The following is a 14640-nucleotide window of genomic DNA, read 5'->3' on the forward strand; positions in this document are numbered from 1 at the left end:
AAAAAATCTTATTCTTATACTATCGCAATCATTTCAGCTGCCTTAATTGCAGTTGTTTTAACAGCCTCTACATTTACGCCTATCGAATCCCATGCAAGTGCAACTCCAATTCTTCTTGCCAGGAGAATTTCCCAAGAAAATATTTTTTTTCGTTGAGCCATTTTGATGAACCAGATTCCATTAGCTTGGATGGAGAAATAGTTGGGTGCATCACCACAAATATGTGTGTATGGTCTGGATTACAGTAAATGGTATAGGTTTTACATTTTTGGTTTGTTACTATGCGCACATTACCTTTTCCAATTCGTCTCTGAATGTTTCTTTGATTAGGTTTTGCCGTCCTAGTACCGAAAAAACGAATTGAATGGATAATTGTCTAAATGTGTTTGCCATTTGTTTAAATGATGTCAGGGCTACGCCCCTTTATTAGTTTTTATTGTTTTTCTACGAAGATTTTAGGGCTACGCCCCGTTATTTTTATCATTGTTCATTCATTTTAGGAACAAACCCTGTTTCAAACCCTTTTTTGTCATTTCAATTGTTCTATTTTCTGCGCAGCCACAGGTGAGGACACCTGCGGCTGTGGTTCAGTTTTTCACAAACTCGCGAGTGCGCAGTATATTGATTTTGAGGGGCGATAGCCCTGTATTCTTCGTAGTAGAGATAAATGAGGGGCGTAGCCCTGAAATCTATCAATTGTACCATTCAAATAAATAGTTTGTATCATATTCAATTCCAAATTTCCAACAATAACAAATATTCATCTCTGAAGGATTGTTTTTTATGATGCTTTAAAAATCAGTACTTACAATTGCAGGCAGGGGAGAAAAATATTTTTGTTTCAGGAAGCAGGCTGGAGATTTTCTTCTGCTCATTGTCGTTGATTTGAATGTTTCTAAGGTCCAATCTTTTAAGATTTTTCAAGGCTTTAATTTCATCAGGTAAAACAGAGATTTCATTGTCCCATAAATCAATTAGTTCAAGATTAATTAACTGGCTAATTTGAGGAGGAAGTGAGGCAATGTTATTTTGATGCAGGTATAGCTGTTTGATGTTAATAAGATTTCCTATTTCTTTTGGAATTAAATCAATTTTGTTTTTTGATAAATCAAGGTATTGCAAATTCATTTGATAAAAAACCTGTTCTGGAATTTCTGTTAATTTGTTCCGGCTTAAACACAACCATTGCAAGTTTTTGAACTGCTGTAAATCCGGAAATTGTTCCGGCTTTGTTTTCTTAAGGCTTAGTTTATAAACTTGTTCGGGAAATAACAAGGCCTCCTCCAGCGTGTAAATAGTTTTATTGCTAAGTGCAGTAGAATCCAGTAGCTGGGCTATTGTGGGAAATGTAACGAACAGAAAAATAAAGAGTAATCCAGCAGAAAATTTAAGCATAGTCATTTTAAAATTGAAGGGCTGTTTTTTTATCCTTTTCCAACTGTTCCTTTAATTGTTCCAGATTTTCAAATTTAATTTCATCTCGTATTCTGTCCTTGAATTCTACAATTATTTTTTGTCCATAAATATCCTTTGAAAAATCAAAAATATGAACTTCAATTGTCTGTTCTTTATTGTTATTATTTACGGTTGGGTTGTTTCCTATATTAAGCATTCCCTGGAATCTGGAATTCTCAATAATAACATCAACCACATAAACGCCATTGGCAGGAATAAGTTTGTATTTTTCCGGAATTTTAATGTTTGCCGTAGGAAATCCTATTTCTCTTCCAAGTTTATTTCCTAGCACAACATTCCCTCTCAAAGAGTAGGGGTGACCCAGGTAGCTGTTAGCAGTATTAATATCACCTTCTAATAATGCAGCCCGTATTTTTGTGGAGCTCACACTCACGTTTTCCATATCCTGGGCTGGAATTTCCTCTACTTCAAAACCATAAACCGGTCCAAATTCCTTTAAATGTTCAAAACTACCTTCTCTGTTTCTGCCAAAATGATGGTTGTATCCAATCACTAGCTTTTTTGTTCTAACTTTATTAACTAAAATATTTCGAACAAATTCAATAGAAGATAACCTGGAAAATTCTTTAGTAAATGGTATTACAATAAGATGGTTTATTCCATATTTATCCAAAAGCTCGATTTTTTCCTCCTGGGTGTTAATTAATTTAAGAGAATCATCCGAGGGATAGAGAACCATTCGGGGATGTGGAAAAAATGTAATTAATACTGTTTCGCCATTTTCTTTTTCAGCCAGTTCTTTTAATCTTTTTATGATGGTTTGATGACCAATATGAACACCATCAAAAGTACCTGTTGTTACTACAGGGTTATTTGCTTCATTAAATTCATCAAGGGAAAAATAAACTCTCACAATTTGTTTTCTTATTCTGCCCAAAATTATAAAATTACTAAGGAATAACTCAAATAGAGGGCTTTTTTTAATGTTTTATTTCATAGTAAGCATTCTTATTGCTTTTTCATTATATTTTTAAAATGAATAAATCAATTATTTTTTTTCTGGCCATCCACGGAAACAAGCAATATTTAATGGATGCAGGAAAGTATGAAATTCTGTAAAAATTTACTAACAATTAGCACTTTAATTTAATTAATTGTAGTACTTTTGCAGTCAGAAATGAAAAAACAGCGTTTTTAAATATTAAATTAATAAAAAAATGTCAAATAACACAGGAAAAATTGTACAGGTTATCGGCCCTGTTATAGACGTAAGCTTTGAACAAAGTGGTGGTTCTTTGCCAAACATTCTTGACGCATTGGAAATTGTAAAAGAAAATGGCCAGAAAATTATTTTAGAGTGTCAGCAACATGTTGGTGAGGATACTGTAAGAACTATCGCTATGGACTCAACAGACGGTCTTCAAAGGGGAATGAATGTTGTTGCAACAGGCTCACCTATAACCATGCCAGTTGGAGAAAAAATAAAAGGAAGATTGTTTAATGTTGTTGGTGAAACAATCGATGGTATTGGAGCCGTTTCCAACGAAGGTGGTTATTCTATTCACAGAACTCCTCCTAGATTTGAGGATCTTTCCACTTCAACAGAAATTTTGTTAACAGGTATTAAAGTAATTGATCTATTGGCTCCTTATTCAAAAGGTGGTAAAATTGGTTTATTCGGTGGTGCTGGTGTTGGTAAAACCGTATTGATTATGGAACTTATCAATAACATTGCTAAAGGTTATGCAGGTTTATCTGTTTTTGCCGGTGTTGGTGAACGTACCAGGGAGGGAAATGATCTTTTAAGAGAGATGATTGAATCTGGAGTTATTAAATATGGCGAAGCCTTTGAAAAATCTTTGGAAAAAGGGGGTTGGGATCTATCTCTTGTAGATAAAGAAGAATTGGCTAAATCTCAAGCTACACTTGTTTTTGGACAAATGAATGAGCCTCCAGGGGCACGTGCACGGGTTGCGCTTTCTGGTCTTACACTTGCTGAATATTTCCGTGATGGGGATGAGCAATCAGGCGGTAAGGATATTCTTTTCTTTATTGATAACATTTTCCGTTTCACCCAGGCTGGTTCTGAACTTTCCGCTCTTTTAGGCCGTATGCCTTCAGCAGTAGGTTATCAGCCAACTTTGGCAACCGAAATGGGTTTAATGCAGGAAAGAATTGCTTCTACAAAACGTGGTTCTATTACATCGGTTCAGGCTGTTTATGTGCCTGCAGATGATTTAACTGACCCTGCCCCGGCAACAACTTTTGCCCATCTTGATGCTACAACTGTATTAAGCCGTAAAATTGCTGAACTTGGTATTTATCCTGCAGTGGATCCTTTGGATTCTACTTCAAGAATTCTTTCACCTTTAGTTCTTGGTGATGAGCATTACAACACTGCACAAAGAGTGAAAGCTATTTTACAGCGTTATAAAGAACTTCAGGATATTATTGCCATTCTTGGAATGGATGAACTTTCAGAAGAAGATAAGCTTATCGTTAACAGAGCAAGAAGAGTTCAAAGATTCCTGTCACAACCTTTCCACGTTGCTGAACAATTTACCGGGTTAAAAGGTGTGTTCGTTTCTGTTGAAGATACCATCAAAGGTTTCAATATGATTATGGATGGCGAAGTGGATGAATATCCTGAAGCTGCTTTTAACCTTGTGGGAAGTATCGAAGATGCTATTGAAAAAGGAAAGAAAATGATTGCTGACGCTAGCTAAATTAATTCGACAATTAACTGATATGTTTTTAGAAATAATAACCCCCGATAAAAAAGTATACGAAGGCAATGTGATATCAGTAAAACTTCCCGGTTCTGATGGATCCTTCGGAGTTATGAATAATCACGCTCCTATTATATCTACTTTGGATAAAGGGACAATTAAAATTGTGGATGAAAGCAAAAATACCTTGTTTTTCGATGTGAATGGTGGAGTAGTGGAAGTGATGAAAAATAAAATTGTTGTATTGGCGGAATCTATTTAAATAGAATTGATTTTTCGAATAAGAAAGTAGTATCCAAAAAGGTACTACTTTTTTATTTTTATTTAGTCTTAGCATTTCAGAACCAAATGTTGTTTTTTTGTAATTGCTTTTGATTGTTAAAAAGTTTAATAATCAGATCATAGAGTTATCACAGAGTTACACAGAAGAGACCGGAATAAATCCAATTTGAAAGTTCAGGGAATCTCTGTGACCCTCTGTGACTTCTCCGTGAACTCTTTGAAATAATAGAAACTATGCATCTGTACAATGAAGCACCGCGTTATGAGGAATTGGCTTCAGGATGCAGAAGTGTCATTTATTAATCGAGCTGAGGTTATTTGAAACTGTTGTCCTCTATAAATTTGTAAAAGTGCAGGCTAACTTATTCGGCTGTTTTAATTTGGTTTTGCGAAACACTTAAATTATCTGGAATATTATGGAATAGTAATGATTTAAATACCAAAATGGTAAAATAAAATGTACTTTCACCAAAAATATAAAAATATGAAATAGCCATGCACCGAACCGTGCACAAACAGCAATGAATATAACATGGCGAATTCCATATGACAATTAAAAAACAAATTATATACATATGAAAAACAGTTACTTCTTATTTGCAATTTCATGCTTAGCACTGGTTGCGAATAGCCTTTTTGCACAGGTATCCTTTAATATGGATAATACAACAGGTTGCAAGCCCTTAACCGTAAGTTTTACCAATACAAGCTCAGTTGGTAATTATTATGAATGGTATATGGATGAATCTTTTTATTCCATAGAAAATCCCACACATACCTTTATGAGCAGCGGATCGTTTTATGTTAATCTTACGGTTTATGATACTACAAATGGCAACATGAATTATATTGGGAGTCATTATGATTTTATTTTAGTAATTGGTGCAAACTTTTATTCGACCGATAGCATTTGTCCAAATGATGTAGTTTATTTTTATGCAGAAGGAAATAATTTAATCAGCCAGCAATGGTATTTTGGAGATGGAACTTCTTCCATGCAGAGTGGACCTAATCATAGTTATTCTGCTACCGGTACTTATGATGTGAAGTTAGTTATTGAAAGTGCAGAATGCGGAAAAGACTCTATAACCAAACAAATAGTAGTTAGTAATACTCTTACTCCTTTTGTTTATTTTGATTATTACCCTTCCTCTGTATGTCCGGGAATGAAAGTAAATTTCTATGGAACATCAGGGCAAAGTTATTTTTGGGACTTTGGGGACGGTACAACTTCTACATTGGCATCTCCAAAACATACCTATGCACAGACAGGTTTATACCAGGTTGCATTTACCCTAACAAATGCATGCGGGAATTCTGCAACTGAAATAAGTTCAATAGAGGTTACAAATGATTATGCATTCTCTTCAAACCTTAATTTATTTGCTCCTGATTCAACTTGTCCGGGGCAGATGACTTCTTTTTATGTTGGAGCAGATGCAAACTTTGCTTTATATGAATGGAATTTTGGTGACGGAGGAATTCTTACAGGAAATGACAATGAGGTTTCATATAATTATCTTTCAACAGGCACTTTTAATGTAAGTGTGAAAATAACACAATGCAATAAAGATACTACCCTAAGCAGCACAATCGTGGTTAATAACAATGTAACTTTAAATGAGAATGATGTGGACTTTGGGATTGCCGATGATAATGTTCATTGTCCTGGAGATAATATTCTTTTTTATGTACAAGGAGGCAATAGTGCAGTATGGAATTTTGGAGATGGTGTTATTATGAGCACCCCATCTGATACTTTATTTGGATCAATTCTGATATTTTATCACGCCTACACTGGAATTGGCACTTACAATGCCACTGTAACTATCACCAATGCATGTGGCAATTCTTACACAGATCAAATTGAAGTTGTAATTTCTAATGTGGCAGGTGAATATGAGCCTTATTTCGTCCTATTAAATGACCAAAATGAAGTAGAAACTTGTGAACCTGTTACTTTTTGGGCCAATGGCGGTAAATCATTCAAATGGAATTTTGGTGATGGTTCTATAATAACGACCACTCAAGCACTAATTACACATACATATACAATTGCAGGAACATATGAGGTAACACTTACTGCCACTAATGGCTGTAATGATACTGCTACAGTTAATGATCAAATAATAGTCACAGGAACTTGTGTGGGGGTAAATGTTGTTTCTCACAATCTTGAACAGCTGGTAATTTATCCAAATCCTGCCCAGGAAATACTAACAATTAAAGGTGATTTCGGAAATAAACCTGCTTTGTTTACCATTTACAATATGCTTGGAAAACAGATCACTGCTGTTAAGTTTTCAAATGATACAAATTCTTTTTCAATTGATCTTAATCAATTAGGGTTAACAAGTGGTATTTATATGCTGGTAATGGAACAAGAAGGACATAAACTTTTCAATAAATTCAGTGTTATTAGATAATTAACATAATTTCAATAAAAAAAAGAGGCTGTTTTAATTAACAGTCTCTTTTTTTTTTAAATTTCCTCAATCTAAAATAGGATATAAATCATTTAAAAAGAATCATTATTCATCCTTTTCCTGATTTAAATTAATTCTTATTTCAACTTGTTATTATCATGATGTCTTTGGGAATCACGTTCTGTCTTTTTTTGAAGATTTTTTTCTAAAGCCTTTGTTAAATCAATCCCGGTTTGGTTCGCAAGGCAAATGAGCACAAATAAAACATCAGCCAGTTCATCAGCAAGTTCTTTATTGCTATCTGTTTTTTTTGAAGATTGCTCTCCGTATTTTCTTGAAATAATGCGGGCAACTTCCCCAACTTCTTCTGTCAATATTGCCATGTTAGTAAGTTCATTGAAATAACGAACCCCATGGGATTTTATCCAATCATCTACTGTTTTTTGGGCTTGTTCTAGAGTCATAAGTTTATTTTTGGATAAATAATTTCAAAAATAGCACAATTGGGGCACTTTGAATAAAATCTTTACTGACCCTTTTGCGCCCTTTGCGTGAACCCCTCTGCGCCCTTTGCGTGAAAACCTCTGCGCCTCTTTGCGTGAATTATATAACACAAGTTTTCCTGAAAGTAAATCCCGCTCTTATTCTTTATTCTTAGTATCAATCAATATCGTAACAGGACCATCATTGATCAGGGCAACTTTCATATCCGCGCCAAACTCTCCTGTCATCACCGGTTTTCCAAGATCTTTTTCAAGATTATTAATAAAAAATTCATAAATAGGAATTGCAGTTACTGGATTAGCAGACCTTATGTATGAAGGCCTGTTTCCTTTTTTAGTGCTTGCATGCAATGTAAATTGACTAACGACCAAAACCTGTGCATTTACATCTTTTACAGATAAATTCATGACTCCTTGCGCATCATCAAATACCCTTAAATTTACAATTTTTTGAACAAGCCATTGCAAATCACCAGCATCATCACCCTGCTCAACCCCAAAAAGAACCAATAAGCCTTTTCCAATAGCACCTTTCAATTGATCGTTTACTGTTACAGATGCCTCACATACCCGTTGAATAACTACCCTCATTGTACTTTTTAATTCAAATTTTTTTATTTCAATTTAATCCAGTATTCAAACCTTGCTTGATAATTACAAATGAATAAAATTCCTGTTTTGCATTATCATTATCAAAAAGTCTCAACAAGTTCTTCACTATTATACATGCTTAAATAATTATAGTATCGGGATTCGGAGATTTCCCCTTTTTCTACGGCTTCTTTTACTGCACACTTAGGCTCATTTACATGACGGCAATTATTGAAATGACATTTATGCATAATGTTCCGTATTTCAGGAAAAAAATGTGCGAGTTCCTCTTTTTTAATATGTATAAGGCCCAATTCTTTTATACCAGGAGTATCAATAATAAAACCTCCAAAGGATAGTGGTAACATTTCAGCAAAGGTAGTAGTATGCATTCCCTTTGAATGGGTTTGAGAAATTTCGCCTGTTTTTAAATTTAAACCTGGTTCTAATGAATTTACCAAAGTGCTTTTTCCGACTCCCGAATGCCCCGATACAAGATTTGTCTTATCTTTTATCAGTGTTTTTAGCATTTCTAAATCCTGTTTTTTTAACGCAGAAATTACATAACAAGGATAACCTATTCGCTCATACATCTCTATCATTTCCTTTTGAATCTCCAGAGTTTCGGCATCCATTAAATCTGATTTATTAAAAAGTATAATGGTGGGAATGTTATAAGCCTCAGCAGTAACAAGAAAACGATCAATAAAACCAGTTGATGTTCTTGGAAATACAAGAGTTGCAATTAAAAATGCCTGGTCAATATTAGCGGCTATTATATGTGATTGCTTGGATAAATTAATCGATTTGCGAATTATATAATTTTTGCGTTTTTCAATTTCACTTATTATACCCGTATCATTATCCTCTATGTTAAATTCCACTTTGTCGCCAACAGCTATTGGATTAGTGCTTTTAATACCCTGCATCCTGAACTTGCCTTTTATGCGGCAATTCACTATTTTCCTGCTTTCATCCATTACAGCATACCAGCTGCCAGTTGATTTTACTACTATTCCCTTCATTTTAATTCCTCTAAAACTAATAAAAATATAAAATTACAGTTTATATATCAGTAATAACAAGCACTGATTAAAAATAGTATTTTTGCCTGAACAAAACCCATTACATACGTGTCAATAGTTATAAAAAATATCACAAAGTTATATGAGTCTCAAAAGGCTCTGGATGAGGTATCATTTGAAGTGAATACCGGTGGAATTGTTGGCTTTCTTGGCCCAAACGGAGCTGGTAAATCTACCATGATGAAAATTATTACCTGTTTTATTCCCCAAAATTCAGGGACTGTTACAGTTAATGGCTTTGATACCCTTGAACATTCAATGGAAGTTAAAAAAATAACCGGCTATCTTCCCGAGCATAACCCCTTGTATCTTGATATGTATGTGAAAGAGTATCTTGAATTTATCGCAGGATTGCATCATGTTCCAAACATCAAAAACAGGATAAAGGAAATGATAGAAATGACAGGCCTTGAAGTTGAACAAAAAAAGAAAATAGGCCAGTTGTCAAAAGGGTATAGGCAGCGTGTGGGTCTTGCCCAAGCACTCATTCACGATCCTAAGGTTTTAATTCTTGATGAACCCACCACGGGTCTTGATCCTAATCAGCTTGGAGAAATTAGAGCATTAATAAAATCAATTGGCAAAGAAAAAACAGTGATGCTTTCAACCCATATTATGCAGGAAGTTGAAGCCATTTGTGATAGGGTAATTATTATTAACAATGGCAAAATAGTTGCGGATAGCCCAGTTGCTGAAATTAATGGACTTATGGGTAGCCAGCAGTTTTATTTGGTTGAGTTTGGGGGAATTGTTTCCAGAAGCAATCTCAAAAAAATAGCAGGTGTTTATGATGCAATTCAAATAAATGAGGGTGAAAATACCTGGCAAATTCAATCTTCATCTAGCCAGGATATTCGTAGCTCTTTGTTTAATTATGGAGTGGAAAATAAAATTCCAATTCTTACCATGCACAAACAAGAAAGAAAGCTTGAAGATGTTTTTAAGCAATTAACCAAAAAGTAAATCAATTTCACTTCTTTGTTAAAAAGTTTTTCCGCAAAATTCATTTGTGCTTTTTTATCTCCTGCCTAATGTTTTGTGACCCTTTAAGCAATTTTATAGGAGCAAAAACAAATAAATATTCATAATTTTTATTTGTAATACAATCAAACTATAAAATTTGTTTAATTTAGCCGTCCTAAAAACCCATAAAAACGATAAAAATGCCATATTTATTTACATCTGAATCCGTTTCAGAAGGTCATCCGGATAAAATAGCAGATCAGATTTCTGATGCTTTGCTTGATGAATTTTTAAGACAAGATCCTGATTCCAAAGTTGCCTGTGAAACCCTTGTTACTACAGGTCTTGCAGTTTTGAGCGGAGAGGTGAAAACCAAAGCATATGTTGATGTGCAAAAAATTGCACGTGAGGTTATCAAGCGAATTGGCTATACCAAATCAGAATATATGTTTGATGCTGACTCATGCGGAGTTATTTCTGCTATCCATGAACAATCTCCCGATATTAACCAGGGTGTTGTTCGTGCTAAAGTTGAGGAGCAAGGAGCAGGTGACCAAGGAATGATGTTTGGTTATGCCTCAAGAGAAACAGATTACTATATGCCTCTTGCACTTGAATTGGCTCATTTCCTTGTTCAGGATTTAGCTAAAATAAGAAAAGCAGGCAAAAAAATGAAATATTTGCGTCCTGATTCAAAATCACAAGTTACCATTGAATATGATGATAACAACCATCCAATTAGAATCGATACCATCGTTCTTTCAACCCAGCATGATGATTTTGCTAAGGAAAAAGAAATGCTTGCCACCATCAGAAAAGATGTACAGGAAATATTGATTCCTGGAATAGTAAAACAATTGCCAAAAAGAGTTCAGGATTTATTTAAAGGAGATTATAAATTACACGTTAATCCAACAGGTAAATTTGTAATTGGTGGGCCTCATGGTGATACTGGATTAACTGGAAGGAAAATAATAGTTGATACTTACGGAGGTAAAGGAGCTCACGGAGGTGGTGCTTTTTCAGGTAAGGATTCCTCCAAAGTTGATCGCTCTGCAGCTTATGCTACAAGGCATATTGCTAAAAATCTTGTGGCAGCAGGAGTTGCCGATGAGGCCTTAGTTCAGGTTGCTTATGCCATTGGAGTTGCACAACCAGTTGGAATTTATGTCAACACCTATAATTCTGCTAAAGTAACTGATAAAAAAGGTAAAAAATTATCTGACGGAGAAATCGCTGTACGCGTTTCCAAACTCTTTGATATGCGCCCAGCTGCAATTGTTAACAGATTCGGTTTAAAGTATCCTATATTTGCAGAATCTGCAGCATACGGACATATGGGAAGAACACCATACTCTAAAGAAGTGGAAATTTGTTACAACGGTAAAAAATCCAAAAAGAAAGTTGACTTTTTTGCCTGGGAAAAACTTGATTATGTTGATAAAATCAAGAAAGAGTTTGGTTTGAAATAAGCACTAGTTTCTAAAATAAAAAAGCTGCACTGGAATAATCCAATGCAGCTTTTTTTATGAATAAATTCTGCTTTGAGGGATTTTCTGTATTCCAAAAATTTCCAATGGATTTAATAATATAGACTGCTCCCAATTTCAGATAAATGTATAAACAGGATTGTTTTTCAACTACAAAAATTCTGAAAGGATAATGCAATAAAAAAGCTGTAATGGAATATTTCCATTACAGCTTTTTATCCATAATTATTATTTATTATTTCTTCCTAAAATAGATGGTAATTGGAACCCCTGTGAAATTAAACTGTTTTCTGAGTTTGTTTTCTATAAATCTTTTGTAGGACTCATCAATATATTGAGGGAGATTTGCAAAGAAAACAAAACTTGGATAGTAAGTTGGAATTTGTGTGCAGTATTTTATTTTTATGAATTTACCTTTAACGGCAGGTGGGGGAGTATGCTCGATTATGGGTAGCATAATATCATTTAATTTGCTGGTGGATATTTTTCTTGATCGGTTTTCCTGAACTTCAAGTGCAATTTCAAGCGCTTTTAATATTCTTTGTTTGCTTAATGCCGAAATAAAAATAATTGGTACATCTTTGAATGGAGCAATAGTTTCTCTTATTTGTTCTTCATATTCTTTTGAAGTATTGGTTTCCTTATCCATTAAATCCCATTTGTTTACCAAAATCACCAGGCCTTTATTGTTACGCTGGGCCAAATGGAAGATATTCAAATCTTGGGATTCCAGTCCTAATGTTGCGTCTAAAACAAGCAGGCAAACATCACAATGTTCAATTGCCCTTACGCTTCGCATTACAGAATAAAATTCAAGGTCTTCATGAACTTTACTCTTTTTTCTAACCCCGGCAGTATCCACAAGAACCAAATCGTGACCAAATGCCTGAAAATGCGTGTTTATGCTATCCCTGGTTGTTCCGGCTGTGGAAGTAACAATTGTTCTTTCTGTACCCAAAAAAGCATTCAAAAGGGAAGATTTGCCAACATTTGGCCTTCCTACAATTGCTAATTTCGGCAAGCCTTCTGTGCCATCATCTGGTGCTTGGTCCTCTGGTAGTGCTTTAACAAGGTCATCTAAAAATTCACCTGTGCCGCTTCCGTTAATGGATGAAAGGCAGTATGGCTCACCCAATCCAAATGCATAAAACTCCGCAGCCATGGCAATTCGGGCAGAATTATCTACTTTATTCGCTACAATAAATACCGGCTTTTTTGTTCTTCTTAATAAATTTGCAACTTCTTTGTCCAAATCTGTTATACCATCCACCACATCAACAACAAATACAATTATATTGGCCTCATCAATAGCCAATTGAACCTGTTTTCTTATTTCTCCTTCGAATACATCGTCTGAGCCTTTAACATAACCACCCGTATCTATCAAAGAAAATTCCCTGCCTGTCCATTCAGCTCTTCCATAATGCCTATCGCGGGTTACACCGCTGGTTGAATCAACAATCGCACTTCTGGTTTCTGTCAACCTGTTGAATAAGGTGGATTTGCCAACATTTGGCCTGCCTACTATGGCTACTATATTACTCATTTTATTCTTGTTAATTTAAATCGTGTATCCTATAAAAACGCAAATGTCGCTTTATTTGTATGAATCAGCAAATTACGATCAGGAGTTTTTCTTTGCGAACTATATAAAAGAAGTATTAATCCTTGTTTTTCTTTTCTATTTCTTAATCGTCATAACCAAACCTTCGAAGCATAAGTTGGTCATCTTTCCAGTCTTTTTTTACCTTAACGAATAACTCCAGGTGAATTTGTTTTTGAAAAAATGCTTCCAAATCCTTTCTTGCTTCAACCCCAACTCTTTTTAATGCCAATCCTTTATGGCCTATAATTATTCCTTTTTGGGAATCACGGGCAACAATTATTTCTGCCCTTATTCGTATAATGTTTTCATCTTCCTTAAATGTATCTACAACCACTTCAGAAGAATAAGGTATTTCTTTTTTATAATGAAGAAATATCTTTTCCCTGATTGCTTCCGAAACAAAAAAGCGTTCTGGTTTATCAGTTAATTGGTCCTTTGGATAAAAGGGTTCTCCCAGGGGAAGGTTATCTAAAATCATCTGGAAAATTTTTTCCGTGTTGAATCTCTCTAGTGCCGACACAGGAATTACTTCAGCATTGGGCATTCGTTCCTTCCAGAACTTCATTTTTTCCTCAACTTTATCCTGGGTTGTTAAGTCAATTTTATTCAACAAAAGCAAAACAGGTACTTTTATATGCTGCACTTTTTTAAAAATCTCCTCATTTTGCATTTCCTCCTCAAAAATATCTGTTACAAAAAGAATAATGTCTGCATCTGTAAGTGCGGTTTTAACAAAATTCATCATTGATTCCTGCAACTTGTATTGGGGATTTAACACTCCGGGAGTATCAGAATATACAATCTGGAAATCCTCTCCGTTAACAATTCCCATTATCCTGTGTCTTGTAGTCTGGGCCTTCGATGTAATTATTGATATCCTTTCTCCTACAAGGGCATTCATAAGTGTTGATTTACCAACATTAGGGTTTCCAATGATGTTTACGAATCCTGATTTGTGTTCCATATTTACCTATTTTGCAAAATTTTCGAATTATTTTCTCCTAAACGATAAAATACCAGAAACTTTTTTGAATTTATTGGCTATTTACTCGCACTTAACATCAAATTTAAGAAGTGCTTTTGAGAAATTCCTTTTAAATCTGACCGATTTAGTTTTTGAAAACACAAACATAGGGAAAAATATAGTATAAAGCCCTATTTTTCCACAGTTTGTAAGTATAAAAAGTAGAATATTCATGCTCCAAAAGCTGTCATTCAAAATGAAGCGAAGCGCAAGGAAGAATCGCTATCGCATTAATTGTTTTTCCATACCCTCACCGCATTAAATGCAGGGAACCTTGTTTTTGGAAGGCTTCTCCATTTTCCAGAACTCCGGTTATGGTATAATAATAAACCCCCTGGCTGCATTCCTGGCCTGTAACTGTGTGGCCATCCCAGTGCATATCGTTTCCTTTTTCCCAGGCGTGAATTTGTATGCCCCAGCGGTTGACAATACTTACCCGGAATGTTTTTGCCCCTTTTACAACCAGAGTGAATGTATCGTTTTTGCCGTCACCATTGGGGGTGAATACATTGGGGGCAAGCACCA

General features: G+C 34.9%; 14 protein-coding genes and 1 pseudogene. 5 read left to right on the plus strand and 10 right to left on the minus strand.

Features of this window, described 5'->3' with window-relative positions:
- Positions 1-14 precede the first annotated feature (14 nt).
- From H0V01_10025 to H0V01_10040, 4 genes and pseudogenes are all read right to left on the minus strand, one after another.
- On the minus strand, positions 15-161 hold the full coding sequence (locus tag H0V01_10025; protein ID MBA2583707.1) for a hypothetical protein: 147 nt from the start codon (positions 159-161) through the stop codon (positions 15-17).
- Positions 116-393 (minus strand): annotated as a pseudogene (locus H0V01_10030) (transposase). Before H0V01_10030 ends, H0V01_10025 begins: the two are co-directional and overlap by 46 nt.
- 405 nt (positions 394-798) lie before the next feature.
- The gene (locus tag H0V01_10035) at positions 799-1401 is read right to left on the minus strand and encodes a leucine-rich repeat domain-containing protein (GenBank protein ID MBA2583708.1); all 603 of its coding nucleotides are present in this window, start codon (positions 1399-1401) and stop codon (positions 799-801) included.
- A 1-nt stretch (position 1402) separates the two neighbouring features.
- A complete protein-coding gene (locus H0V01_10040) occupies positions 1403-2329 on the minus strand; it encodes a bifunctional riboflavin kinase/FAD synthetase (protein ID MBA2583709.1) in 927 nt (308 codons plus the stop codon).
- A gap of 304 nt (positions 2330-2633) precedes the next feature.
- Here H0V01_10040 and atpD point away from each other — a divergent pair, with 304 nt between their 5' ends.
- The 3 genes from atpD to H0V01_10055 all read left to right on the plus strand — a co-directional run bounded on the left by atpD (position 2634) and on the right by H0V01_10055 (position 6853).
- Positions 2634-4142: a F0F1 ATP synthase subunit beta gene (atpD, locus tag H0V01_10045; protein ID MBA2583710.1), complete on the plus strand. Its 1509-nt coding sequence runs from the start codon at positions 2634-2636 to the stop codon at positions 4140-4142.
- 22 nt (positions 4143-4164) lie between these two features.
- Positions 4165-4407: an ATP synthase F1 subunit epsilon gene (atpC, locus tag H0V01_10050; GenBank protein ID MBA2583711.1), complete on the plus strand. Its 243-nt coding sequence runs from the start codon at positions 4165-4167 to the stop codon at positions 4405-4407.
- Between the two features lie 595 nt (positions 4408-5002).
- Positions 5003-6853, plus strand: a complete 1851-nt coding sequence (locus H0V01_10055; protein MBA2583712.1) for a PKD domain-containing protein — start codon at positions 5003-5005, stop codon at positions 6851-6853.
- 137 nt (positions 6854-6990) lie between these two features.
- Here H0V01_10055 and H0V01_10060 read toward each other — a convergent pair whose 3' ends face one another.
- The 3 genes from H0V01_10060 to rsgA all read right to left on the minus strand — a co-directional run bounded on the left by H0V01_10060 (position 6991) and on the right by rsgA (position 8972).
- Positions 6991-7317, minus strand: a complete 327-nt coding sequence (locus H0V01_10060; GenBank protein MBA2583713.1) for a nucleotide pyrophosphohydrolase — start codon at positions 7315-7317, stop codon at positions 6991-6993.
- A gap of 177 nt (positions 7318-7494) precedes the next feature.
- Positions 7495-7947, minus strand: coding sequence for a D-tyrosyl-tRNA(Tyr) deacylase (locus H0V01_10065; protein ID MBA2583714.1), 453 nt, complete (start codon positions 7945-7947; stop codon positions 7495-7497).
- A gap of 101 nt (positions 7948-8048) precedes the next feature.
- Positions 8049-8972: a ribosome small subunit-dependent GTPase A gene (gene rsgA / locus H0V01_10070; protein ID MBA2583715.1), complete on the minus strand. Its 924-nt coding sequence runs from the start codon at positions 8970-8972 to the stop codon at positions 8049-8051.
- Between the two features lie 108 nt (positions 8973-9080).
- Between rsgA and gldA the strand changes: the two genes are divergently transcribed.
- Positions 9081-9995 carry a gliding motility-associated ABC transporter ATP-binding subunit GldA gene (gene gldA, locus H0V01_10075; protein ID MBA2583716.1) on the plus strand — a complete coding sequence of 305 codons (915 nt, stop codon included), beginning with the start codon at positions 9081-9083 and terminating at the stop codon, positions 9993-9995.
- Between the two features lie 200 nt (positions 9996-10195).
- Positions 10196-11467 (plus strand): methionine adenosyltransferase, encoded by a 1272-nt coding sequence (locus tag H0V01_10080; protein ID MBA2583717.1) that lies wholly within the window; start codon positions 10196-10198, stop codon positions 11465-11467.
- A 253-nt stretch (positions 11468-11720) separates the two neighbouring features.
- Here the strand turns inward: H0V01_10080 and der are convergent, their stop codons facing one another.
- The 3 genes from der to H0V01_10095 form a co-directional block, all read right to left on the minus strand.
- Entirely contained in the window at positions 11721-13031 is a 1311-nt protein-coding gene (gene der, locus H0V01_10085) for a ribosome biogenesis GTPase Der (GenBank protein ID MBA2583718.1), read from the minus strand.
- Positions 13032-13173: 142 nt separating this feature from the next.
- Entirely contained in the window at positions 13174-14055 is an 882-nt protein-coding gene (gene era, locus H0V01_10090; protein MBA2583719.1) for a GTPase Era, read from the minus strand.
- Between the two features lie 310 nt (positions 14056-14365).
- Positions 14366-14640 (minus strand): gliding motility-associated C-terminal domain-containing protein (locus H0V01_10095; protein MBA2583720.1); only part of this gene is annotated, 275 nt, incomplete at its 5' end.

Source organism: Bacteroidota bacterium, from assembly GCA_013696965.1.
Lineage (GTDB): Bacteria > Bacteroidota > Bacteroidia > JACCXN01 > JACCXN01 > JACCXN01.